The sequence below is a fragment of the Pseudomonas sp. 22072 genome (genome assembly GCF_052046095.1).
Taxonomy (GTDB): domain Bacteria; phylum Pseudomonadota; class Gammaproteobacteria; order Pseudomonadales; family Pseudomonadaceae; genus Aquipseudomonas; species Aquipseudomonas paracarnis.
This window is the reverse complement of record NZ_JBQEQE010000008.1, coordinates 57,999-81,208: the sequence shown is the minus strand read 5'-3', so window position 1 is coordinate 81,208 and position 23,210 is coordinate 57,999. Positions and strand designations below refer to the sequence as shown.

21 protein-coding genes are annotated in these 23,210 nt (G+C 60.8%); 8 read left to right on the top strand and 13 right to left on the bottom strand.

The annotated features are described in order from the left end of the window. Positions 1-95 precede the first annotated feature (95 nt). The 5 genes from ACTJLA_RS10730 to ACTJLA_RS10710 all read right to left on the bottom strand — a co-directional run bounded on the left by ACTJLA_RS10730 (position 96) and on the right by ACTJLA_RS10710 (position 3,358). On the bottom strand, positions 96-1,115 hold the full coding sequence (locus ACTJLA_RS10730) for a quinone-dependent dihydroorotate dehydrogenase (protein ID WP_034128370.1): 1,020 nt from the start codon (positions 1,113-1,115) through the stop codon (positions 96-98). Positions 1,116-1,200: 85 nt separating this feature from the next. Further along, positions 1,201-1,668 (bottom strand): transglycosylase SLT domain-containing protein, encoded by a 468-nt coding sequence (locus ACTJLA_RS10725; protein ID WP_034128369.1) that lies wholly within the window; start codon positions 1,666-1,668, stop codon positions 1,201-1,203. Then, on the bottom strand, positions 1,655-2,044 hold the full coding sequence (locus ACTJLA_RS10720) for a winged helix-turn-helix domain-containing protein (RefSeq protein WP_072447526.1): 390 nt from the start codon (positions 2,042-2,044) through the stop codon (positions 1,655-1,657). Before ACTJLA_RS10720 ends, ACTJLA_RS10725 begins: the two co-directional genes overlap by 14 nt. 163 nt (positions 2,045-2,207) lie before the next feature. Beyond that, complete coding sequence (locus ACTJLA_RS10715) at positions 2,208-2,423, bottom strand: FliM/FliN family flagellar motor switch protein (RefSeq protein ID WP_034128368.1); 216 nt, start codon at positions 2,421-2,423, stop codon at positions 2,208-2,210. A 14-nt stretch (positions 2,424-2,437) separates the two neighbouring features. Beyond that, complete coding sequence (locus tag ACTJLA_RS10710; protein WP_314546915.1) at positions 2,438-3,358, bottom strand: secretin N-terminal domain-containing protein; 921 nt, start codon at positions 3,356-3,358, stop codon at positions 2,438-2,440. Between the two features lie 246 nt (positions 3,359-3,604). Between ACTJLA_RS10710 and ACTJLA_RS10705 the strand changes: the two genes are divergently transcribed. From ACTJLA_RS10705 to cobA, 8 genes are all read left to right on the top strand, one after another. Then, complete coding sequence (locus ACTJLA_RS10705; protein WP_236282446.1) at positions 3,605-4,804, top strand: CmpA/NrtA family ABC transporter substrate-binding protein; 1,200 nt, start codon at positions 3,605-3,607, stop codon at positions 4,802-4,804. Between the two features lie 13 nt (positions 4,805-4,817). Beyond that, positions 4,818-5,393: an ANTAR domain-containing response regulator gene (locus ACTJLA_RS10700; protein WP_003193274.1), complete on the top strand. Its 576-nt coding sequence runs from the start codon at positions 4,818-4,820 to the stop codon at positions 5,391-5,393. A 146-nt stretch (positions 5,394-5,539) separates the two neighbouring features. Beyond that, positions 5,540-6,751 carry a nitrate/nitrite transporter gene (locus ACTJLA_RS10695; protein ID WP_014719480.1) on the top strand — a complete coding sequence of 404 codons (1,212 nt, stop codon included), beginning with the start codon at positions 5,540-5,542 and terminating at the stop codon, positions 6,749-6,751. Next, on the top strand, positions 6,751-8,418 hold the full coding sequence (locus ACTJLA_RS10690) for a bifunctional protein-serine/threonine kinase/phosphatase (protein WP_020302635.1): 1,668 nt from the start codon (positions 6,751-6,753) through the stop codon (positions 8,416-8,418). The genes ACTJLA_RS10695 and ACTJLA_RS10690 overlap by 1 nt, the downstream gene beginning before the upstream one ends. A gap of 232 nt (positions 8,419-8,650) precedes the next feature. Beyond that, positions 8,651-11,104 carry a nitrite reductase large subunit NirB gene (gene nirB / locus ACTJLA_RS10685; protein WP_034128365.1) on the top strand — a complete coding sequence of 818 codons (2,454 nt, stop codon included), beginning with the start codon at positions 8,651-8,653 and terminating at the stop codon, positions 11,102-11,104. Beyond that, positions 11,101-11,418: a nitrite reductase small subunit NirD gene (nirD, locus tag ACTJLA_RS10680; RefSeq protein WP_014719483.1), complete on the top strand. Its 318-nt coding sequence runs from the start codon at positions 11,101-11,103 to the stop codon at positions 11,416-11,418. Before nirB ends, nirD begins: the two co-directional genes overlap by 4 nt. Further along, positions 11,418-14,126: a nitrate reductase gene (locus tag ACTJLA_RS10675; RefSeq protein WP_314546899.1), complete on the top strand. Its 2,709-nt coding sequence runs from the start codon at positions 11,418-11,420 to the stop codon at positions 14,124-14,126. Before nirD ends, ACTJLA_RS10675 begins: the two co-directional genes overlap by 1 nt. 10 nt (positions 14,127-14,136) lie before the next feature. Beyond that, positions 14,137-14,880, top strand: coding sequence for a uroporphyrinogen-III C-methyltransferase (gene cobA / locus ACTJLA_RS10670; RefSeq protein ID WP_054897190.1), 744 nt, complete (start codon positions 14,137-14,139; stop codon positions 14,878-14,880). 57 nt (positions 14,881-14,937) lie between these two features. On the opposite strand, the gene ACTJLA_RS10665 is transcribed toward cobA, so the two are convergent. The 8 genes from ACTJLA_RS10665 to ppsA all read right to left on the bottom strand — a co-directional run bounded on the left by ACTJLA_RS10665 (position 14,938) and on the right by ppsA (position 23,076). Next, positions 14,938-15,918: an OmpA family protein gene (locus tag ACTJLA_RS10665; protein WP_034128361.1), complete on the bottom strand. Its 981-nt coding sequence runs from the start codon at positions 15,916-15,918 to the stop codon at positions 14,938-14,940. Positions 15,919-16,025: 107 nt separating this feature from the next. Next, complete coding sequence (gene sigX / locus ACTJLA_RS10660) at positions 16,026-16,616, bottom strand: RNA polymerase sigma factor SigX (protein ID WP_003193286.1); 591 nt, start codon at positions 16,614-16,616, stop codon at positions 16,026-16,028. Between the two features lie 87 nt (positions 16,617-16,703). Next, positions 16,704-17,528, bottom strand: coding sequence for a mechanosensitive ion channel family protein (locus ACTJLA_RS10655; protein WP_003193288.1), 825 nt, complete (start codon positions 17,526-17,528; stop codon positions 16,704-16,706). 2 nt (positions 17,529-17,530) lie between these two features. Further along, entirely contained in the window at positions 17,531-17,776 is a 246-nt protein-coding gene (locus ACTJLA_RS10650) for a hypothetical protein (RefSeq protein WP_014719486.1), read from the bottom strand. 86 nt (positions 17,777-17,862) lie between these two features. Further along, positions 17,863-18,858, bottom strand: a complete 996-nt coding sequence (locus tag ACTJLA_RS10645) for a zinc transporter ZntB (RefSeq protein WP_054897192.1) — start codon at positions 18,856-18,858, stop codon at positions 17,863-17,865. Positions 18,859-18,883: 25 nt separating this feature from the next. After that, positions 18,884-19,375, bottom strand: a complete 492-nt coding sequence (gene rraA / locus ACTJLA_RS10640) for a ribonuclease E activity regulator RraA (protein ID WP_014719488.1) — start codon at positions 19,373-19,375, stop codon at positions 18,884-18,886. A 229-nt stretch (positions 19,376-19,604) separates the two neighbouring features. Continuing rightward, the gene (locus ACTJLA_RS10635; protein ID WP_314546878.1) at positions 19,605-20,594 is read right to left on the bottom strand and encodes an alpha/beta fold hydrolase; all 990 of its coding nucleotides are present in this window, start codon (positions 20,592-20,594) and stop codon (positions 19,605-19,607) included. Positions 20,595-20,700: 106 nt separating this feature from the next. Beyond that, complete coding sequence (ppsA, locus tag ACTJLA_RS10630) at positions 20,701-23,076, bottom strand: phosphoenolpyruvate synthase (protein ID WP_003193296.1); 2,376 nt, start codon at positions 23,074-23,076, stop codon at positions 20,701-20,703. Positions 23,077-23,210: the final 134 nt, after the last annotated feature.

Below are 23,210 nucleotides of genomic sequence, written 5' to 3'. Positions count from 1 at the left end.
AACGAGTAACGACTTAACCACGCGCGCCCCATCCGGGCGGCGGGCTTCGGCCCAGGGGCTCCTTTATGGAGCCCTTTTTATTGCCCAGCAGATTGTCAGCGCAAGGCAGCGATGGCATCCACCGACTGGCGAATCAATGCCGGGCCTTTGTAGATGAAGCCGGAGTACAACTGCACCAGGCTGGCGCCGGCCGCGATCTTCTCAGCCGCGTGTTTGCCTTCGGTGATACCGCCCACCGCGATGATCGGCAAACGCCCGGCCAACTCGGCCGCCAGCACCTTGACGATATGGGTGCTCTTGTCACGCACTGGCGCGCCCGACAGGCCGCCCGCCTCGTCACCATGGGCCAGGCCCTCGACACCCATGCGGCTGAGGGTGGTATTGGTTGCAATCACCGCGTCCATCCCTGAATCCACCAGGGCCTGGGCCACCAGGACGGTTTCTTCATCGCTCATGTCCGGCGCGATCTTGATGGCCAGCGGCACACGCTTGCCATGACGCACGGCCAGGTCTTCCTGGCGCTGACGCAAGGCTTCGAGCAGTTGCTTGAGGGAATCGCCAAATTGCAGGCTGCGCAGGCCCGGAGTGTTGGGCGAGCTGACGTTGACGGTGACATAGCTGGCGTGGGCGTAGACCTTGTCCAGGCATATCAGGTAGTCATCCACCGCACGTTCCACAGGGGTGTCAAAGTTCTTGCCGATGTTGATACCCAGGATGCCGGTGTATTTCGCCGCCTGAACCCGCGACAGCAGGTGGTCGACGCCGAGGTTATTGAAGCCCATGCGATTAATGATCGCCTCCGCTTCCGGCAGGCGGAAAATGCGGGGCTTGGGGTTGCCCGGTTGCGGCCGTGGGGTCACGGTGCCGATTTCGACAAAGCCGAAACCCAACTGCGCAAACCCGTCGATGGCGGCGCCGTTCTTGTCCAGGCCGGCTGCCAGCCCGACCGGGTTGGGGAAGTCGAGCCCCATCACCGACACCGGCATTTTCGCCGGTGCCTTGCATACCAGGCCATTGAGCCCCAGGCGGCCACCAGCGCCGATCAGGTCCAGGGACAGATCGTGGGAGGTTTCCGGGGAAAGTTTGAACAACAGCTGGCGGGCCAGGTTATACATGGGCGGGCTAGACTCGGATGGCGGTAAAAGGTGGCGGTGATTATAGCCGCGGCGGTGGGTTGCATGCGAGGCATGACACTCGATCTCATTGACGCTGCGCCATCAAGGCCTCATAGCGCACCCAGATCCTCTCGGCGTAGCGCAGGCGTAATGCCTCACGCTGAGGGCCGGGGCCGGGCCCAACGTTGTAGGCGCCCACTGCCGTCCAGTTGTAGCCAAAACGCTGTATAAAATCGGCAAGAATCGAGGCGCCTACTTCCACCGACAGGCAAGGTTCGTTCAACAACCGCTCTTCGGTAATACCCTGCTTGAGCAAACGAGGCAGGTGAATACTGTTTATCTGCATCAAGCCAATATCCCGTGTGCCGTTTCGGTTGCTGTAGTTCATTGCTTGCGCACGGTAACCCGACTCGACTGAGGCGATAGCCTGCAGTAACTCTGGCTCGAGATCGTAGCGGCTGGCCGCCTCTTCCCAGCAATAGGCCCATGCCGGGTTACAGCCCATCAGCACACTGAACAACAGGCCTCTGCCCCCGACCCTAACCTTTAACATTACTGGCCTGACCACAGACGGCGCACAGGTGCAGGACAGCCCTCGGTTGATCACCCACCCGTACCGGGCATGTAAAGCGATAGCCCTTGCCATAAATAGTCTTGATAAAGCCTTTGTCGGCCCTCAAGTGCTTGCGCAGGGAATAAATACAACGCGTAAGTGACTCATCGGCTACCTCGCCCCGAGGCCAGGCCAGTTCCAGCAAGCGGTCCTTGGTCATCAGTGCGCCACCGGAGGCCAGCAGCAACCTCAGCACCTGCCCCTCCTTGGGAGGCAGCTGTATATCCGCATCCGCGCCTATCAACCGACCATCGCCGTGCAAGGTCCAGCGAGCGAAGACCAGGGATGCCGCCGCTTCTTGCGTCACGACGGCCATACGCACCTCTGTATCGACTACTGACATTCAAATCCTTACTGTGTGAACCGGCTCACCTGCCATTGGCACGACTATAAAAACCGCCCCGCAGACTCGCGTTAGGAAAAAACCCATTCAATGGTTTTTTTTGGGCCGCTGCCGGTCAGACAAATCGCTTGCCCCCTTATCGCGACAGCCATTCCTGAAAGGTCTCCTGCAACTCGACCCCTAGCCGGTCCTCCAACTGCACCAACTCACCTAACGCCATCAATTGTCCATTGACCCGCACCTCCACACATCGTGTGACGCCTGGGTCCAAGGGAAGCACTTTTCCCGGCGCGAACGCGGCCAAACGCTTGCGGCTGATCAATTGCTCCTGCAGCAGTATTTCCAGGTGCATGGACAAATGCCTTTTCAGGGGGAAAACTCGCGCTCCGTCCGTAGGAACGCACGTTGCACACGCTCATATTGCGCGGCGGTCAACTGAGGTGGCCCGGCCTGCGGGTCGCCACCACCGGCATGCGCCTGCCCCGGCAAGGTTTCATTCAGCACCTGGGCCACATCCAGCTCGGCGAGCAGTTTCTCGATAACTTTCACTTGGGCAGGCGAGCCCTTGATCAACACACTGTTGGTATCCGGATAGGCCAGCAACGCAAGGCGGCCGTCGGCCAACTGGTCCCTCTGCGCCTGGGATAGCCGGGCCTGGATCATCGAGAGCATGCCTGGTACCCGGCCCCTGTTGGTACCCACGCCGTGCGGGTGATCTTCCACCGGGAAATTGGCCACTTGCACCACGCCAAATGCAGGCGGGCGCTCTGGCGCCTTGCGAGGGGGCCGATCCATCAGTTGCGTCAGCCGCAATATATGATCGACATAGCTGGGAGGCCCGGACACGTAGAACATGCGCGCCCCGTTTGCGCGCAGCGGATAACGCGGCTCATCCAGCCCTGCACGCCGCATGATGCCACGCAGCCTGTCGACACTAATATGTTGCAGCGCCACCGCCGAGCTTCTCGCTTCGTCGGCAGCGTAGACGTGCAACACTTGGCCATCGCTGTGCCAGATCAAGCCTTCGCGCGCGGCGAGCGTTTCAATGACCTGTTGCGGCGCCGCAAAATCGAATGCTCCGCTCACCTGCCTACTAGCCACGGCACGGCTGGTCACCACGGGCAGGCCCAATGACACAGACAACGCAGCAAAGAAAGCCGGCAGCCCCTCATCCTGTGCCTGGTACACCTCGCCACAGGCCGTGCGACTGCCCAGCAACAGCGCGGCGCACAGCAGCACGCTGTACAGCCAGCGGCAATTGAGGGTTGCGAGGAAATCAGCGTGCACCGTGGGAATGCCTGGCGGTCTGGCCTGAGGAAGCGGCCATACTGCGAGGCGCACAAGGTTCAATCATGATGGAAAGTTGACGGCCAGTTGCACCGGCCCACCCATGGCATGTGCCTTGCTATGCACTCTGTATCAGGCTCGCACCAACGGCGGTACGGGCCTACGGACAGAGGCGTCGTTTCCCTGCAATGGCCTGTAACGCCAGCCTGGGAAACGGCGCTTTTTTTTCAGAAAAGGCAGGTATTGATGAACGATCCGCTGGCTTGGGTACACGGCAGCGATGCCCCGGAAAAGAGCAGCCTGGACCTTGGGTTCATGGCCCTGACCGATTGCGCCTCGTTGGTGGTCGCCGCCACCCAGGGCTTCGCCCAACCTTACGGCCTCACACTCAACCTCAAGCGCCAGGCGTCCTGGGCCAACCTGCGCGATAAGCTGGTCAGCGGTGAACTCGACGCCGCCCACAGTCTCTACGGGCTGATTTATGCCGTACACCTGGGCATCGGCGGCGTCGCCGCCAGCCCCATGGCAGTGCTGATGGGGCTTAACCAGAATGGCCAGGGCATCAACCTGTCCCACGGCCTGCAACAGCAAGGCGTGATCACTCCTGAGGCGTTGAAAGGCCATGTGCACCAAAGCCGGACAAAACTGACCTTCGCTCAGACGTTTCCCACCGGCACCCATGCCATGTGGTTGTACTACTGGCTGGCGAGCCAAGGCATTCATCCATTGCAGGATGTGAACAGTGTGGTGGTGCCGCCGCCGCAAATGGTGGCGCACCTGCAAGCCGGACGCATCGACGGACTTTGCGTGGGTGAACCCTGGTGCGCCAGCGCAGTGCAACAAAACCAGGGCTTTACCCTGGCGACTAGCCAGGCAATCTGGCCGGACCACCCGGAAAAAGTCCTGGGCTGCACCCAAGCCTTCGCTGACGCGTACCCCAATACCGCACGCGTACTGGTCATGGCGATCCTCGAGGCCAGTCGGTTTATCGAGCAGAGCCGTGAAAACCGCCGCTCTACCGCCCAGTTGCTCAGTGCCAGTGAATACCTCGACGCACCTGTGGGCTGCATCGAACCGCGCCTGCTGGGGCACTATGACGATGGCCTGGGCAACCACTGGCAGGATCCCCATGCACTGCGCTTTTTCGCCGACGGCGAGGTGAACCTGCCTTACCTCAGCGATGGCATGTGGTTCATGACCCAGTTCCGGCGCTGGGGCTTGCTGCGGGAAGACCCTGACTACCTGGGCGTTGCCCGGCAAGTTCAGCAATTGGCACTGTATCGCCAGGCTGCCGAGGCGCTGGGCATTACCGCAGGCGACTCGGACATGCGTCGCAGCCAGTTGCTCGATGGCAAGACCTGGGACGGCAGCGACCCCGCTGGCTACGCCCGCAGCTTCCACCTGCATGCCCTGGCCGATGATGCCAATCGCCAAGCGCTGCGCTGACAGGAGCCCGACGATGCTGCGAATCCTGTTGATCAACGACACCCCGCGCAAGGTCGGGCGCCTCAAGGCCGCATTGACCGAGGCCGGCTTCGAGGTGATCGATGAGTCCGGCTTGACCATCGACCTGCCCGCACGCGTCGAAACAGTGCGTCCTGATGTGATCCTGATCGATACCGAGTCACCCGGGCGCGATGTGATGGAGCAAGTGGTGCTGGTCAGCCGCGATCAGCCACGGCCCATCGTGATGTTCACCGACGAGCACGACCCTAATGTGATGCGCCAGGCCATCAAGTCCGGCGTCAGTGCCTATATCGTCGAAGGCATCCAGGCCCAGCGCCTGCAACCGATCCTCGATGTGGCCATGGCGCGCTTCGAGAGTGACCAGGCCCTGCGCGCCCAGCTCCATGCCCGCGACCAGCAACTGGCCGAGCGCAAGCGCATCGAGTTGGCCAAGGGCCTGCTGATGAAGATGAAGAGCTGCAACGAGGAAGAGGCCTACACCCTGATGCGCCGCCAGGCCATGAGCCGTCAACAGAAACTGATCCAGGTGGCGGAGCAGATTATTGCCATGAGCGAGTTGCTCGGCTGATCTGGCTCAGCTCTTGCTAAAGAATTATCACAGGTAGCCAACGGCGGTTGCCCCTTCACGACAAAGACGTCGCCCACCCGGTTTGCCCTCGCGAACCCGGTGGCGGCGTTTTTTCGTTTCTAGACCCCCAACCGTTGAGGTGCGTGATGAAATCAAGCTTCTGGAAATCCGGGCACACCCCGACCCTGTTTGCCGCGTTCCTGTATTTCGACCTGAGCTTCATGGTCTGGTACCTGCTGGGCCCCCTGGCGGTGCAGATTGCCGCTGATTTGCACCTGACCACCCAACAGCGCGGCCTGGTGGTGGCCACCCCAATCCTGGCGGGCGCGGTACTGCGCTTCTTGATGGGGATGCTGGCCGACAAGCTGTCGCCCAAGACCGCCGGGCTGATTGGCCAGGTGATTGTGATCGTGGCGCTGTTCTGCGCCTGGAAACTGGGGATCCACAGCTACGAACAAGCGCTGCTGCTGGGCATGTTCCTGGGCATGGCCGGTGCGTCCTTCGCGGTCGCCCTGCCTTTGGCGTCACAGTGGTACCCCGCGGAGCACCAGGGCAAGGCGATGGGCATCGCCGGCGCCGGTAACTCCGGCACCGTGTTTGCGGCGTTGCTGGCGCCCGTGCTGGCGGCCGCCTTTGGTTGGAGCAATGTATTCGGCTTTGCGCTGATCCCACTGGTGCTGACCCTGATCGTATTCGCCTGGCTTGCGCGCAATGCGCCTGAACGGCCGAAAGCCAAAGCCATGGCCGACTACTTCAAGGCCTTGGGCGACCGCGACAGTTGGTGGTTCATGTTCTTCTACAGCGTGACCTTCGGCGGCTTTATCGGCCTGGCCAGCGCCCTGCCCGGCTACTTCAACGACCAATATGGCCTGAGCCCGGTGACCGCCGGCTACTACACCGCCGCCTGTGTGTTCGGCGGCAGCCTGATGCGCCCATTGGGCGGCGCCCTGGCAGACCGGTTCGGCGGGATCAAGACCCTGCTCGGCATGTACAGCGTGGCGGTGATCTGCATTGCGGCAGTGGGGTTCAACCTGCCCAGTTCCTACGCGGCGCTGGCGCTTTTCGTCTGCACCATGCTCGGCCTGGGCGCTGGCAATGGGGCGGTATTCCAACTGGTGCCGCAGCGTTTTCGCAGTGAGATCGGCGTCATGACCGGCCTGATCGGCATGGCCGGTGGCATCGGTGGCTTCGCCCTTGCGGCGGGCATGGGCGCGATCAAGCAGAGTACTGGCAGCTATCAACTGGCCCTGTGGTTGTTCGCCAGCCTCGGTGTGTTGGCCTGGTTCGGCCTGCATGGGGTGAAACGGCGCTGGAGAACCACCTGGGGTTCGGCCGCCGTGACCGCCGCCCGCGTCTGATGAGCCTGCAACTGAGCGTCGCCCAGGCCAGTGCCATCGGCCCGCGCAGCGAGAACCAGGACGCGCTGCGGGTGGTCACGCCCATGGCGGAACTGGCCGCGAGCAAAGGCTACCTGTGCGCGCTGGCCGACGGCGTCAGCCAGTGCGCCGACGGTGGCCTGGCCGCACGCTCGACCCTGCAGGCCCTGGCCCTGGACTACTACGCTACGCCACAGACCTGGGGCGTGGCCCAGGCGCTGGAGCGCTTGTTACTGGCGCAGAATCGCTGGTTGCAAGCCAACGGCGGCGGCCAACCGTTGCTCACCACCCTGAGCGCCCTGGTGTTTCGCGGCCAGCGTTTCACCCTGGCCCATGTCGGTGATTGCCGGGCGTATCGTTGGCTTGACGGAGAGTTGCAACGCATCAGCGAAGACCATGTATGGGAACAGCCGGGCATGCAACATGTGCTCAAGCGCGCCCTCGGCCTGGATCAGCATCTGGTGCTGGACTTCCTCGATGGTCCATTGCGCGAGGGCGAGTGTTTCCTGCTACTCAGCGATGGGGTGTGGGCCACGCTGGGCGATCACAGCATCGGCGCGATCCTGCGCGAACAAAGCGACCTCGAGCTGGCCGTCAACACCCTGGTCAACGCCGCCCACCTGGCGGGTAGTCAAGACAACGCCAGCGCCTTGCTGGTGCGCATCGATCAACTCGGCGCGGCCACCCTCGGCGACGCCTTGGTGCAGTTGCAGCAATGGCCACTGCCGCCACCGCTGAAAGTCGGGCAAACCTTTGAAGGCTGGCAGGTGCAAAGCGTGCTGGCGCAGAGTCGGCAGTCGCTGCTGTACCGCGTGCACGACGCCCAGGGGCAACCCTGGCTGCTCAAGACCTTGCCGTTGCGTTGCGACGATACCGACGCCGCCCAGGCCTTGTTATCGGAGGAATGGTTTCTGCGCCGGGTCGCCGGCCGGGCCTTTCCCGAAGTGCATGCCGCCAGTGGCCGTCAGCATTTGTACTACGTGATGCGCGAATACGCCGGGCAAACCCTGGCCCAACTGTTCCAACAACAGGGCCCGCTGCCGTTGGCACAATGGCAGTCGATTGCCGAACGCTTGCTGCGCGCCGTGGGCCTGTTGCATCGCCGGCAGATCCTGCACCGCGACATCAAGCCAGAAAACCTGCTGCTGGGAGAAGATGGCGAACTGCGAGTGCTGGACTTCGGCCTGGCCTATTGCCCCGGGCTCTCCGAGGACCGTGCGCACCTGCTGCCCGGCACCCCGAGTTTCATCGCGCCCGAGGCGTTCGCTGGCGAGCAGCCTACGGCACAACAGGACTTATATAGCGTCGGCGTGACCTTGTATTACCTGCTGACTGGGCATTACCCCTACGGTGAAATCGAGGCCTTCCAACGGCCCAGGTTTTCCCAACCCGTCAGCGCCAGCCGTTATCGCCCCGACTTGCCGGAATGGTTGCCACACAGCCTGGAACGAGCGGTGACCGCTGTCTCGGCCCAACGTTATGAAACCGCCGAAGAATGGCTGTTGGTGCTGGAACAGGCCGATCGCCGCGAATTGAGCGTACGCCCACGCCCTTTGCTCGAACGCGAACCCTTGAAAGTCTGGCAGACCCTGGCGATGGCTTCGCTGCTACTCAATCTGGTGCTGCTGTACTGGCTGATGCACCACTAGCGGGCAGAATCCGCCAACTCTCCGTGTAAACGCCCAGTAAACCTGGGCTATAGGGACTTGGCACAGCTGCTGCATTAACGTTCTCAACACCCCACATATAGCCGCTCCTTCAACGACGAAGGGCCGAGCTTCCCGAGAGAACGGGACCAGGACAAAGGCGTCCTCGCTAGCTGACTAGCGGGGATGCCTTTTTTGTTTGCGCACGATTTGTCGAGCCATTGCGGAGAACGACATGAAAAAACTCAAACTGGTGATGATCGGCAACGGCATGGCCGGGGTTCGCACCCTTGAAGAACTGCTCAAGCTGAGCAACGAGCTGTACGACATCACCGTGTTTGGCGCCGAGCCTCACACCAACTACAACCGCATCCTGCTGTCGCCGGTACTGGCCGGTGAACAAACCTTCGAAGAGATCGTGCTCAACGACCTGGATTGGTACCTGGACAATAACGTCAAACTGCTGCTCAACCGCAAAGTGGTGCAGATCGACCGAGTCAAGCGCAAAGTCATCGCCGAAGACGGCACCGAGGCCGAATATGACCGCCTGCTGATCGCTACCGGGTCCACGCCGTTTATCCTGCCAATTCCCGGCAACAGCTTGCAGGGCGTGATTGGTTACCGCGACATTGCCGACACCCAGGCGATGATCGACACCGCCAAGACCCACAAGCATGCGGTGGTGATTGGCGGCGGCCTGCTCGGCCTGGAAGCGGCCAACGGCCTGATGCTGCGCGGCATGCACGTGACGGTGGTGCACATCGGTGAATGGCTGCTGGAGCGGCAACTGGACAAGACCAGCGGCCAGCTACTGCAAACCGAACTGGAAAGTCGCGGCCTGGTGTTCCGCCTGTGCGAGCAAACCCAGGCCCTGCACGATGCCGGCAATGGCCGCGTCGGCTCGGTGCAGTTCAAGAATGGCGACATCATCCCGGCCGACCTGGTGGTGATGGCTGCCGGCATCCGCCCCAATACCGAACTCGCGGAAAAGTCCGGCATCCCCTGCAACCGTGGGATCCTGGTCAACGACACAATGCAAACCTACGACCCGCGTATCTATGCGATCGGTGAATGCGCCAGCCATCGCGGCATCGCCTATGGTCTGGTGGCACCCTTGTTCGAACAGGCCAAGGTCTGCGCCAACCACCTGGCCCAATTGGGCTTTGCCACTTACAAGGGCTCGGTGACCTCGACCAAGCTGAAAGTCACCGGCATCGACCTGTTCTCCGCCGGCGACTTCATGGGCGGCGAAGGCACCGAGACCATCACGCTCTCCGACCCGATTGGCGGCGTGTACAAGAAGCTGGTGATCAAGGACGACATCCTGGTCGGCGCCTGCCTGTACGGCGATACCGCCGATGGCGGCTGGTATTTCCGCCAGATCCGTGAGAACCACGCCATCGGTGAAATCCGCGATCATCTGATGTTCGGTGAAAATGCACTCGGCGATGTCGGCCACCAAGGCCAGGACAAAGCCATGAGCATGGCCGACAGCGCCGAAGTCTGCGGCTGCAACGGCGTGTGCAAGGGCACCATCGTCAAGGCGATCCAGGAACAAGGGCTGTTCAGTGTAGATGAGGTGAAAAAACACACCAAGGCCGCCAGTTCCTGCGGCTCCTGTGCCGGGCTGGTCGAGCAGATCCTGATCAACACCGTGGGCGGCGCCGCCGACGTCAAACCCAAAAGTGAAAAAGCCATCTGTGGCTGCAGCGACCTCAACCACGGGCAGATCCGCCAGGCCATCCGCGAGCAGCACCTGCTGACCATCGACAGCACCATGCGTTACCTGAACTGGCGCACCCCCAATGGCTGCGCCACCTGCCGCCCGGCCCTCAACTACTACCTGATCTCCACCTGGCCCGGTGAAGCCAAGGACGACCCGCAATCGCGGCTGATCAACGAACGGGCCCACGCCAATATTCAAAAAGACGGCACCTACTCTGTGGTCCCACGGATGTGGGGCGGCGTGACCAATCCTTCGGAGTTGCGCCGCATCGCCGATGTGGCCGACAAGTACAACGTGCCGATGGTCAAGGTCACCGGCGGCCAGCGCATTGACTTGCTCGGTATCAAGAAGCAGGACTTGCCAGGGGTATGGAAGGACCTGGATATGCCGTCCGGGCATGCCTATGGCAAATCCATCCGCACCGTCAAAACCTGTGTGGGCAGCGAGTTCTGCCGGTTTGGCACGCAGAACTCGACGCAACTGGGCATCGAGCTGGAGCATGACCTGTTCAATATGTGGTCGCCCCACAAGGTCAAGTTGGCGGTCTCCGGGTGCCCACGCAACTGCTCGGAAGCGGGCATCAAGGACGTAGGCATTATCGGTGTCGACTCGGGCTGGGAGATGTACATCGGTGGCAACGGCGGGATCAAGACCGAAGTCGCGGAGTTCTTCGTCAAGGTGAAGACCGCAGAGGAAGTGCGCGAATACAACGGCGCATTCCTGCAGCTATACCGCGAAGAAGCCTTCTACCTGGAGCGCACCGTGCACTACCTGCAGCGGGTGGGCATGGAGCATATCAAGAAGGCTGTGCTGGAAGACCCGGCCCGCCGCCAGGCCCTCAATGAGCGTTTGCAGTTCTCGTTGTCATTCGAGCAGGACCCATGGAAGGAACGCCTGGAACAGCCGCTGCTGAAAAAGGAATTCGACGTGATCCCCGTCAAACAACTGGAGGTCTCGCTATGAACTGGCTGGATATCTGCGCGCTCGATGAAATCAACGCCCTGGGCTCGCGCATCATCAGCGGGCCGAAAGGTGACATTGCGATTTTTCGCACCAGTGACGATGAAGTCTTTGCCCTCGACGACCGCTGCCCACACAAAGGCGGGCCGCTGTCCCAAGGCTTGATCTACGGCAAGCGGGTGGCCTGCCCGCTGCACAACTGGCAGATCGACCTGGCGACTGGCCAAGCCCAGGCCCCGGATATCGGCTGCGCCCACCATCATCAAGCCCGGGTCGAAAACGGCCGGGTGATGCTGGCCCTGCGGGACGCGGGTTGATGAACCGCCAGACCACCGCGTCCACCTGTTGTTATTGCGGGGTGGGCTGCGGCGTGCTGATCGAGCATGACGATGAACAGATCCTGGGGGTGCAAGGCGACCCCAGCCATCCGGCCAACTTCGGCAAGTTGTGCAGCAAAGGCGCGAGCCTGCACCTGACCGGCGACTTGAGCGCCCGTGCTCTTTACCCGCAATTGCGCTTGGGCAAAGAACTGGCGCGCACTCGCACCGACTGGGACACCGCCCTGGAACACGCGGCCAACGTGTTTGCCGAGACGATTGCCGAACACGGGCCCGACAGCGTGGCGTTCTATATCTCCGGGCAACTGCTGACCGAGGACTACTACAGCTTCAACAAGTTGGCGCGGGCGTTGGTGGGCACTAATAATATCGACAGTAACTCCCGGCTGTGCATGTCTTCGGCGGTGGTCGGCTACAAGCGCAGCCTGGGCGCCGATGCGCCGCCGTGCAGCTATGAAGACCTGGAAAACAGCGACTGCGTGATGATCGTCGGCAGCAATATGGCCTACGCCCACCCGGTATTGTTCCGACGCCTGGAGCAAGCCAAGGCACAACGCCCGCAGATGAAAGTGCTGGTGATTGACCCTCGGCGTACCGACACCTGCGACTTGGCCGACCTGCACTTGGCCATCTTGCCGGGAACGGATGTGGCGTTGTTCCACGGCATTTTGCATTTACTGCTGTGGGAAGACTGGGTCGACCGTGCGTTTATCCAGGCCCATACCGACGGCCTGGCCGAACTCAAGCGCCTGGTGCATGACTACACGCCGCAGATGGTCACGCAGCTGTGCGGCATCAGCGTCGAACAGCTGCGCCTGTGCGCACAGTGGGTCGGCACCTCCAGCAGCTTTTTGTCGCTGTGGTGCATGGGGCTTAACCAATCCACCGCTGGCAGCGCCAAAAACAGCGCGTTGATCAACCTGCATTTAGCCACGGGGACCATTGGCCGGCCGGGCTGCGGGCCGTTTTCCCTGACCGGCCAACCGAACGCCATGGGCGGGCGCGAAACCGGCAGCCTGTCCAACTTGCTGCCGGGCCACCGCGAAGCGGCCAACCCTGAACACCGCGCTGAAGTAGCGGCCTATTGGGGCGTGGAACAACTGCCCGCGACTACGGGCCTTACCGCCATCGAACTGTTTGAACAGGTGCAGGCTGGCAAGATCAAGGCGTTGTGGATCGCCTGTACCAACCCAGCCCAATCGCTGCCCGACCAGAACGCGGTGCGTGCCGCCTTGGCCGCGTGCCCGTTCGTGGTGTTGCAGGAAGCGTTTCGTACCACCGAAACCGCCGCCTATGCCGACCTGCTACTGCCCGCCGCCAGTTGGGGTGAAAAAGACGGCACGGTGACCAACTCCGAGCGGCGTATTTCCCACGTGCGCCGCGCCATCAACCCACCGGGTGAAGCACGCGCGGATTGGGCGATCACGGTGGATTTCGCACAGCGCCTGGAGCGTCGTCTGCGTCCGGGGTTGCCGAGCCTGTTCGCCTTTGAGCAAGCGGCGCAGCTGTTTGATGAATTCAAGCCACTGACCCAAGGCCGTGACCTGGATATGTCCGGCATCAGCCACTCCCTGCTCGACCGGCTCGGCCCGCAGCAGTGGCCCTTTCCCGAGGGTGCGCAAGCGGGTACGTCGCGCCTGTACACCGACGGCATTTTCCCTACTGACACGGGCCGGGCGCGATTTGTCGCCGAGCCTTACCGCGCCGCCAAGGAACAGCGCGATGCGCGATTCCCCCTGACCCTGATCACCGGTCGCCTGCGTGATCAATGGCACGGGATGAGCCGCACCGGCACGGCAGCGCAGCTGTTCGGGCACGTCAGTGAAGCATTGTTGAGCCTGCATCCGGATGAGCTACGCCGCCACCGCTTCAAAGAGGGTGACCTGGTCAGCCTGAAAAGCCGTCGCGGCAGCGTGATCGTCGCCGTCGGCAGCGATGACAGTGTGCGCCCCGGCCAAGCGTTTCTGCCCATGCACTGGGGCGACCGCTTTCTCAAGGGCGGCGTCAATACCCTCACTCAACCGGCGTTCGACCCATTGTCCAAGCAGCCGGAGCTCAAGCACAGCGGAGTGCGCCTGGAAGCAGTGCAACTGCCGTGGCAGCTGTTTGCGCTGATCGAAGGCGATGTACAGCAACACTTCGAAGCCTTGCGTCCACTGTGTGAAACCTTTGCCTACGTCAGCCTGAGCCTGGCTGGCCGTGAACGCCCCGCGCTGCTGGTGCGCGCCGCGCATACCGAGGCGCCCGACCTGCAACTCTTGACCCGTATCGACCAACTGCTGGGCCTCAACGACGGCCCGGTAATGGCCTATGACGACCCGCGCCGCTCAATCGGCAAGCGCGTAAAAATCGAGAAAGGTCGCATCACCGCCCTGCGCCTGGCCGGCGAAACCCTGGCCCGTCACTGGCTGCAAAGCCTGTGGCTGGAAGGCCGGGCCGACGAGCAACTGCGGCGCTGGTTGCTGGCGCCCTTGAGCGCGCCGCCGGGCGGTGCAACGGCCAGCAACAAGATTGTGTGCAACTGCAAGAACGTCAGCGAAAACGCCGTGTGCGCCGGTATCGGCAGCGGCCTGGACCTGGATGGCCTCAAACAGGCCCTGGGCTGCGGCACCCAATGCGGCTCCTGCGTGCCGGAAATCAAACGTCTTTTGGCCAGCAACCCGCAGCCAATCGCCATCAGTGTGTAAGGGGAACAACATGAGCGCAAAAGTGTGGCTGGTAGGCGCAGGACCGGGTGACCCGGAGTTGCTGACCCTGAAAGCGGTCCGGGCTCTGCAGGCAGCGGACGTCGTGCTGATTGATGATCTGGTCAACCCGGCAGTACTGGAACACTGCGCCAGCGCTCGGGTGATTACCGTTGGCAAGCGCGGGGGATGTCGCTCTACACCGCAGGATTTCATTCACCGCCTGATGTTGCGTTATGCACGCCAGGGCAAATGCGTAGTACGTCTTAAAGGCGGTGACCCGTGTATTTTTGGCCGCGGTGGCGAGGAGGCAACCTGGCTGCGCGAGCGTGGAGTCGATGTGGAATTGGTCAATGGCATCACCTCAGGGCTGGCCGGGGCGACCCAGTGTGACATCCCTTTGACCTTGCGCGGGGTGAGCCGTGGAGTGACCTTGGTCACCGCGCATACCCAGGATGACAGTAGCTTGAACTGGCGTGCGCTGGCGGAGGGTGGAACCACGCTGGTGGTATATATGGGCGTGGCGAAGCTGGAAGAAATCCGCGAACAGCTGCTCAACGGCGGCATGGCTGCGGATATGCCGGTGGCAATGATCGAAAACGCTTCATTGCCCCAGCAACGCGAATGCCGCAGCTCCCTGGCGGCCATGCATGAAGCTGCAAAAGCCTTTGCACTGAAGAGCCCGGCCATCCTGGTGATTGGCCAGGTTGCCGGCGCCGCACAGATGGCTAGCATCGCCGCTGCGGCAAGCGCCTGAGGCAAATCGCAGGCGAAAAAAAGCCCGGCCTGAGCCGGGCTTTTCTTTACTCAGTAATTACTGAGCTTGAGCTTCAACCGACGCTTCTACGCGACGGTTAACAGCGCGACCAGCTTCAGTTGCGTTGTCAGCAACTGGGCGGGATTCGCCGTAACCAACAGCAGTTACACGGCTAGGAGCAACGCCGTCTTTAACCAGGACTTGCTTAACAGCGTCAGCACGACGCTGGGACAGCTTCTGGTTGTAAGCGTCTGGACCTACGGAGTCAGTGTGACCAGCAACTTCTACGTTGGTAGCTGGGTACTGAGCCATGAAGTCGGCCAGGTTTTTAACGTCGCCGTAGCTGTTAGGCTTAACAACGGCCTTGTCGAAGTCGAACTTAACGTCCAGCTCAACACGAACAACCTGAGCAACCGGAGCTTCTGGCTCTGGAACTGGCTCTGGAGCAGGTGCTGGGGTAGGAGCTGGAGCAGCTGCGCCAGCGTTACCGCCGAAGTTCACGCCCAGGCCAACCAGTGCGGAGTAGTCCCACTTGCCGTTGTCCAGACCGTAGTCAGCTTCAACACCAGCACGAGCGTACAGGTTGTTGGTGAAGTAGTACTTCACGCCGGTACCGATGGTAGCGAAAGTGGTCTGGTCGCGACCGCTGTGGCCGTCAGCCTGAACGTTGGTACGGCTCTGGTGGCCGAAACCGCCTTCAACGTATGGACGCAGGCTATCAACGCCAGCCTGACCGAAGTGGTACTGAGCAACGAGGCTGCCAGTGTCACCTTTGATCTTCTGGTTGCCAGTGCCGTCGTTCGAACGGGTGTGGTTGGTCTTGTCGTACGACAGATTCAACGACAGATCGTCGGTCAGGAAGTAACCAATGCGAGCGCCTGGGTTGAAGCCGTCTTCGATGTGCTTAACGCTATCGTTGTACTGCTTCTTGTAGAACAGCTCGCCTTCAACTGCGCCTTGGCCTTGTGCCAGAACGCCGAAAGAAGTAGCGGCAATAAGAGAACCAATGGCCAAGCCCAAGGTGTTTTTCAGTTTCATCCGTTAAATCCCCATCTGGTGATTGTAAAGCAGTCCCACAAACCGGGGGACAACTCGGCGACAAGTCTAACAGAACTTGCCTACACGTAAGAGATATTTGCTACGCACTAAGTTTCAGTCTCGCCCGCAAATTTCTCACGTAATTTATCAAGAGCACGCTTGTACCGCATTTTTGTAGCACTCAAACCCATATGCATGATGTCAGCGATTTCCTGAAATTCCAGCTCTGCGACAAATCGAAGCACCAGAATTTCGCGGTCAATCGGGTTCACATGCACCAACCAGCGATCAAGTCCGCCCTTTTCCTCGGGTGCCGGCGCCTTCTCTTCAGACGCCTCCTCAAGGGGGTCCAGACTCAAAGCGTCCATCAAGCGACGCTTTCGCCGTTCCTTCCGATACTGCGTGATGCACTCGTTGTACGTGATGCTGTACAGCCAGGTCTTGAACTTCGATTTGCCCTCGAAGTTCTTCAGGCCGTATAGCACCTTGAGCATCACTTCCTGACAGACATCATCCGCGTCTCTATCGTTCCCCAAATACCTTGAACAAACGTTGAACAGAGTGCGTTGATACCTGCGCATCAATTCTTCGTACGCGCGTGTTACGTGAAACAGCTCCGTGTGCGAGCGCGCGACCAACTCCTCATCAGAGAGCTCACGGGGGTCATAGCGCGTGGACAGCGTTTGGGCTTTATTCAAAACAAGTCGTGCCGACAGTCAGGTCAATGTCCGCTGCAACCCGGTCACCCGGGTTTGCGGCGGCGTACATTAGCAGGATTTGCCGGATTAGCGGCTACTGACCTGCTGCTCCAGGAGAATCCGGTTCGACAGCGACACCAGTTCCCCGTCATCGGTCAGCACGGTCGTCTTGACTGTGCCGATCTCCTCGATTTGCCCTTCGACCTCGCCCACACGCACCTGTTGCCCAACTTGATACAGCTCACGCACATAGATTCCCGCAAGAATCTGACCGGCAATTTCCCGGCTTCCCAACCCCATGGCCAGCGCAACTGCCAGACCAACGGTAATCAAAACAATCACAATAACGTGGTTGAGCAGGTCAGTCTTGACCTCCAACTGGCTGATCGCGACGGAAATACTGATGATGATCACCAGCCCCTGTGCGATTCGCCCCAGGCCTGCCGCGTAGTCCAACCCCACGCCTTCGGCGGCCCCGCGCACCAGCCCGTTGGCCAGTTGCGCGAGTAAAACCCCCACCAGCAGCACCAGCGCGCCGCCGAAAACTTTCGGCAAATACAGTGCCAGCATGTCGAGCGTAGCTGAAACTCGCTCAAGTCCAAGGGACTGCGCTGCAGAAACCAGAAAAATAAGTAGAACAAACCAATAGACGATCTTGCCGATCAGGGTCGAAATCGGTACTTGCAACCCCGCGCGGCCGAGCAATTTGGTCAGGCCAGTGCCCGCCATCAGGCGATCGAGCCCCAGTTTGGCGAGCAATTTGGACAGCAGGGTATCGAGCAGCTTGGCCACGACAAAACCCAGCAATACCAGGACCAGGGCACCAAACAGGTTGGGAATGAAATTCGCCACCTTGGTCCACAATGCGGTCATCGCAGTGACCAGGCTCTGGGTCCAGAGATCAAGTTCCATATTCAATCAGCCTTATCAGCAGTGCTAGCAAGAGGTTTACGACGGGAAACCGGTGACACATGGGCCGAACCGTTGTTCAGGGCCATCATCAACGCCGGCAACCAACGCCCGAGCAGACCGAACAGGTCACCCGCCCCTACCTGACGGTTGGCGGTTTTCAGTACGCGGCCCAGGCAGGCATCGTCATCACGGTTGGATGGCGAAGCATTGAGCATGTCACGCAAAGACTGTTCGAACGGATCGTGCATAGAGACCTCTCGCAAGTGATTTAAAAGACGAGGGTAAAATTCATCGGGTCACATCGGCCCTTTCTTACGTTCAGGTCATATTCAGGTCAAACCCAGCGCAATCGCCGAAACAGCCACCATTGCCCCAGTGCCACAGACACCATCAACAGGCACGCAATCATGAATCCATAAGGGCTGGCAGAGAACGGAATGCCGCCCACATTGATACCGAGCAAACCGGTAAGAAAACTCATCGGCAAGAAGATCCCGGTGATGATCCCGAAGCGGTACATGGTGCGGTTCATGCGCAGGCTCAAGCGCCGGTCTTCAGCCTCCAGCACAAGCCCCACGCGCTCTCTGGCCAATTCCAGCTCTTCCAGGTAACGGGTCAGGCTGTTGTGCAGTTCGTTCCAATAGTCGGCATCGTCGTCGCAGAACCACGCCAATTTGATTCGTGTCAGCTGGGCGAAAATATCCCGCTGTGGGGCCAGGAAGCGCTTGAGTCCGGCGGCTCTTCGACGGATCTGCAGAACGCTGCCGTGCTCCGGAGTATACCGTTCGTCGGCATCGAGTTTTTCTTCCTCGGAATCGACGATTTCAGACAAGCCGGCGACCAGATCCTGCACTTTGTTGGTCAGGTACTGAGCCATATAAAGGATGAGTTCAGACGCCGTCCTGGGGCCTTTGCCGTCTGCCAGTTGCACCAGCAACTCATCGGTAGCGCGCAAGGGGCGCAAACGCAGGGAAATCACTCGGTTGGCGGCGGCGAAGATGCGCACCGACACCATGTCTTCCGGCTCCGCGCCTGGGTTGAGATTGATCCCGCGCAGAAACAACAGCAATTCGGCGTCCGGCAGCGGCAACAGGCGTGGACGGGTGTTTTCCTCCAGCAGCAAGTCACAGGCAAACTCGCTCAGGCCGCTGGATTTGCGCAGCCAGGTCTGGGTTTGAGGATGGCTGCGATCCCAGTGCAGCCACAGGCTTTCCTGGGGCTGCAACTGCAAATCGTCGAGCTCAGTCCGGGCAATCGAACGCGCACCGCCTTTACCGTCCAGCACCAGGGCATGCACCAGCCCCCATTGCGCGTTTTCTTCTTCGAACATCCTCACCCCGATCGGTTGCGGCAGTTTATTCAGGCATTTTCAGCGGGCTGGGTGACACAATCACCCCGTTGTTATCGGCATAAATGTACTCACCGGGGCGGAACGTCACGCCTGCGAATGTCACCGGCACGTTCAGGTCGCCAAGGCCACGCTTGTCGGTTTTTTTCGGATGAGAGGCCAGGGCCTGCACACCCAGGTCGGTCTGGGCGATGACGTCTACGTCACGGATGCACCCGTAGATCACCAGCCCTTCCCAACCATTTTTCGCGGCTTTCTCGGCAATCATGTCACCCAGCAACGCGCAGCGCAGCGAACCACCACCGTCTACCACCAGCACTTTACCAGCGCCCGGCAGGTCAGCCTGCGCCTTGACCAGCGAGTTATCCTCGAAGCATTTGAGGGTGACTATCTCGCCACCAAAGGAGTCTCGGCCACCGAAGTTGCTGAACATCGGCTCCACTACCTGCACCAGCTCCGGGTAGGCGTCACACAGGTCGGGGGTCACGTAATGGTTCATCGAGAAACTCCTGTCATCAAAGAAGAGGTCGAACATCCACGGTGTACATCAAGAAAACGCCCCGCGACAGGCATTCTTTAAGCGCCTGCGGGTGGGCGGCGGCCATGATCAAACCACGATCAGCGCAACGCAATACACGTTACGCGACTGAATATGACCAGAAGCGCGTGGCGCGTCATATCTTAGCCGCAACCATTCAAGAGTGAAACGCCCTTGGTAGAGCGTTTCGTCAAACCGCTGCGGACACCCCGGGTTGCGTACCCAACAAGGGTGTCAGCGGGTCGTTCAACCAACGCTCGACCAAAGGCCACACTTGGGCCTGGGCCGCTTTGCTGACCAGCATCTGCACATGGCCGAAATCCTCGCTGAAACCTTGCTGACGTCCCAGGCACAGGTACTGGCGATGCTCGCTGCCCACTTGCTCGAAGAGCTTGCGGCAGGCCCAGTCCGGGTCTTGCCGGTCGCCCGCTGCGCTCACCGCCAACAGCGGCACATCGACCTGCGCCAAGCCTTTCCACCAATCATGCTCGGCATCGCCAAACCGGCCGAACAGGCCGTTCCAACGCATCGCTTCGATCATCACGCCAGCCGGTTCGTCCTCGGGCCCCCGCTTGAAGCGCGGGCCGGACAGATGGGCAAGGCGCTTGAGAATAAAGCGACCACTCCACTCCACCGGTGGAATTTTCAACGGCCAGTGGGTGCGACTGACCTGGCAGCCGAACAACGCCACCGAGGCCACCCCCGATGCATCCAAGTGCCGCCCACCCAAGGCCGCAGCCAGGGTAGTGGCACCGAGGGAATGCCCGATCCAGTGCGGAACCTGCCCGCTTTGCTCACACACAAACGCCCCCACGGCCGGCAAATCGTAGCGCGCGTAATCGGCGACACGGTTTCTGACGTAGTCGTGATTGCGCTTGGACAAACCATGGCCGCGCATTTCCGGGATCCACACATCAAATCCGCGACGCGCCAGGTAAGCCCCCAGGCCGATACCTTTGGGCGAATACCAGAAACGCCGATTGGAAAAACTTCCATGCAACAAAATAATCGGCGTGCCCCGGTTTTCCGGGACATCGGCCAGGCCCAAACGGGTAACCGCCAACTCGACGGTGCCGTCCGGGCTGTTACCGGGTTTGAGCCGGTAGACGTCTTCACTCAGGTCGCCGCGACGTTCAGCACTGATCAGGGCGACAGGAAACAGATGGCTGCTGCTTTGCATAATGCTCTTGCACAAAAAAGGGCGGCGTCCGCAAGGATTCCCGCCCTGTACAGATAAGAATGCCGGTCACCCGCAACGAGTGACCGGCACTTTTGACCACGCGACCTTAGGCGGACGCTTGGCCTTCAGCCAGGAAGAACCAGGTTTCCAGCACGGAATCGGGGTTCAGCGAGACGCTCTCGATCCCCTGCTCCATCAGCCATTTGGCCAGGTCAGGGTGGTCCGAAGGGCCTTGGCCGCAGATACCGATGTACTTGCCAGCCTTGTTACAAGCCTGGATGGCGTTGGCCAGCAGCTTCTTGACCGCTGGGTTACGTTCGTCGAACAGGTGGGCGATGATCCCCGAATCGCGGTCCAGGCCCAAGGTCAACTGGGTCAGGTCGTTCGAGCCGATGGAGAAACCGTCGAAGAACTCCAGGAACTCTTCAGCCAGGATGGCGTTGGACGGCAATTCGCACATCATGATCACCCGCAGGCCGTTCTCGCCGCGGGTCAGGCCGTTTTCGGCCAGCAGGTCCACCACTTGGCTCGCTTCGCCCAGGGTGCGCACGAACGGCACCATGATCTCGACGTTGGTCAGGCCCATCTCGTTGCGCACACGCTTGAGCGCACGGCATTCGAGCTCGAAGCAGTCACGGAAGGCTTCGCTGATGTAACGCGAGGCGCCGCGGAAACCCAGCATCGGGTTTTCTTCTTCCGGCTCGTAGAGCTTGCCGCCGATCAGGTTCGCGTATTCATTGGACTTGAAGTCCGACAGGCGCACGATGACCTTTTTCGGGTAGAACGCCGCAGCCAGGGTGCTGATGCCTTCGACCAGTTTCTCGACGTAGAAACCTACCGGGTCGTTGTAGCCGGCGATGCGCTTGTCGACGCTTTCCTTGATGTCCAGCGGCAGCCCGTCATAGTTCAGCAGTGCCTTGGGGTGCACGCCGATCATGCGGTTGATGATGAATTCCAGGCGGGCCAGGCCCACGCCGGCGTTCGGCAACTGCGCAAAATCAAAGGCGCGGTCCGGGTTGCCGACGTTCATCATGATCTTGAACGGCAGGTCGGGCATGGCGTCGATGGAGTTTTGCTTGATATCGAAGCCCAGCTCACCTTCGAAGATAAAGCCGGTATCGCCTTCGGCGCAGGAAACGGTCACGCCCTGGCCATCCTTGAGCAGTTGGGTGGCGTTGCCGCAACCCACGACTGCCGGAATCCCCAGCTCACGGGCAATGATCGCCGCGTGACAGGTACGCCCGCCACGGTTGGTGACAATGGCACTGGCGCGCTTCATCACCGGTTCCCAATCCGGGTCGGTCATGTCGGAAACCAGTACGTCACCCGGCTGGACCTTGTCCATCTCGGACACGTCCTTGATGATCCGCACCTTGCCTGCGCCAATGCGTTGGCCAATGGCACGGCCTTCCACCAGCACGGTGCCGGTTTCCTTGAGCAGGTAGCGCTCCATGACGTTGGCCGAAGTGCGGCTCTTCACGGTTTCCGGGCGAGCCTGCACGATGTACAGCTTGCCGTCGTCACCGTCCTTGGCCCACTCGATGTCCATCGGGCACTTATAGTGCTTTTCGATGATCATCGCTTGTTTGGCCAACTCACTGACTTCAGCGTCGGTCAGGCAGAAACGCGCGCGCTCGGCCTTGTCGACTTCAACGGTTTTGACCGAGCGACCGGCCTTGGCCTCATCGCCGTAGATCATTTTGATGGCCTTGCTGCCCAGGTTACGGCGCAGGATGGCCGGGCGGCCCGCTTCGAGGGTGCCCTTGTGTACGTAGAATTCGTCGGGGTTGACCGCGCCTTGTACGACGGTTTCGCCCAGGCCGTAGGCGCCGGTGATAAACACCACGTCACGGAAACCGGATTCGGTATCCAGGGTGAACATCACACCGGCAGTGCCGGTTTCCGAACGCACCATGCGCTGCACACCGGCAGACAGGGCCACCAGCTTGTGGTCGAAACCCTGGTGTACGCGATAGGAGATCGCACGGTCGTTAAAGAGGGAGGCAAACACTTCCTTGGCCGCGCGGATCACGTTTTCGACGCCGCGAATGTTGAGGAAGGTTTCCTGCTGGCCGGCAAAGGAGGCGTCCGGCAAGTCTTCGGCGGTGGCCGAGGAACGCACGGCAACAGCCATGTCCGGGTTACCGGCCGACAGAGTGGCGAAGGCGGTGCGAATTTCTTCGTTGAGCTTCTCGGGGAACTCGGCTTCCATGATCCACTGGCGGATCTGGGCGCCGGTCTTGGCCAGGGCGTTGACGTCATCGACGTCCAGGGCGTCCAGCGCGGCGTGGATCTGGGCGTTGAGGCCGCTCAGCTCGAGGAAGTCGCGGTAAGCCTGGGCCGTGGTGGCGAAACCACCGGGCACCGAGACACCAGCGCCTGCAAGATTACTGATCATCTCGCCGAGGGATGCGTTCTTGCCCCCCACATGCTCTACATCATGGACGCCGAGCTTATCGAGGGAAACTACGTACTCTACCAAGGTGATCTCTCCACTTTCTGTGTTGGAAAAGCTCAGGACGCGGGTTGCTCAGTAGGAGCTAACGCCAGCGCTTGTGGCCTGGACCTGGAAAATAAGTGAGAATGCGGCCCACTGCGGGACGGCAAAATCGCGCC

Bases quoted from the DNA above. Each gene is read 5' to 3' on its own strand.
- ACTJLA_RS10730 (WP_034128370.1), bottom strand. From the start codon at position 1,115: ATGTATAACCTGGCCCGCCAGCTGTTGTTCAAACTTTCCCCGGAAACC.
- ACTJLA_RS10725 (WP_034128369.1), bottom strand. From the start codon at position 1,668: ATGTTAAAGGTTAGGGTCGGGGGCAGAGGCCTGTTGTTCAGTGTGCTG.
- ACTJLA_RS10720 (WP_072447526.1), bottom strand. From the start codon at position 2,044: ATGGCCGTCGTGACGCAAGAAGCGGCGGCATCCCTGGTCTTCGCTCGC.
- ACTJLA_RS10715 (WP_034128368.1), bottom strand. From the start codon at position 2,423: ATGCACCTGGAAATACTGCTGCAGGAGCAATTGATCAGCCGCAAGCGT.
- ACTJLA_RS10705 (WP_236282446.1), top strand. From the start codon at position 3,605: ATGAACGATCCGCTGGCTTGGGTACACGGCAGCGATGCCCCGGAAAAG.
- ACTJLA_RS10700 (WP_003193274.1), top strand. From the start codon at position 4,818: ATGCTGCGAATCCTGTTGATCAACGACACCCCGCGCAAGGTCGGGCGC.
- ACTJLA_RS10695 (WP_014719480.1), top strand. From the start codon at position 5,540: ATGAAATCAAGCTTCTGGAAATCCGGGCACACCCCGACCCTGTTTGCC.
- ACTJLA_RS10690 (WP_020302635.1), top strand. From the start codon at position 6,751: ATGAGCCTGCAACTGAGCGTCGCCCAGGCCAGTGCCATCGGCCCGCGC.
- nirB (WP_034128365.1), top strand. From the start codon at position 8,651: ATGAAAAAACTCAAACTGGTGATGATCGGCAACGGCATGGCCGGGGTT.
- nirD (WP_014719483.1), top strand. From the start codon at position 11,101: ATGAACTGGCTGGATATCTGCGCGCTCGATGAAATCAACGCCCTGGGC.
- ACTJLA_RS10675 (WP_314546899.1), top strand. From the start codon at position 11,418: ATGAACCGCCAGACCACCGCGTCCACCTGTTGTTATTGCGGGGTGGGC.
- cobA (WP_054897190.1), top strand. From the start codon at position 14,137: ATGAGCGCAAAAGTGTGGCTGGTAGGCGCAGGACCGGGTGACCCGGAG.
- ACTJLA_RS10665 (WP_034128361.1), bottom strand. From the start codon at position 15,918: ATGAAACTGAAAAACACCTTGGGCTTGGCCATTGGTTCTCTTATTGCC.
- ACTJLA_RS10655 (WP_003193288.1), bottom strand. From the start codon at position 17,528: ATGGAACTTGATCTCTGGACCCAGAGCCTGGTCACTGCGATGACCGCA.
- ACTJLA_RS10650 (WP_014719486.1), bottom strand. From the start codon at position 17,776: ATGCACGATCCGTTCGAACAGTCTTTGCGTGACATGCTCAATGCTTCG.
- ACTJLA_RS10645 (WP_054897192.1), bottom strand. From the start codon at position 18,858: ATGTTCGAAGAAGAAAACGCGCAATGGGGGCTGGTGCATGCCCTGGTG.
- rraA (WP_014719488.1), bottom strand. From the start codon at position 19,375: ATGAACCATTACGTGACCCCCGACCTGTGTGACGCCTACCCGGAGCTG.
- ACTJLA_RS10635 (WP_314546878.1), bottom strand. From the start codon at position 20,594: ATGCAAAGCAGCAGCCATCTGTTTCCTGTCGCCCTGATCAGTGCTGAA.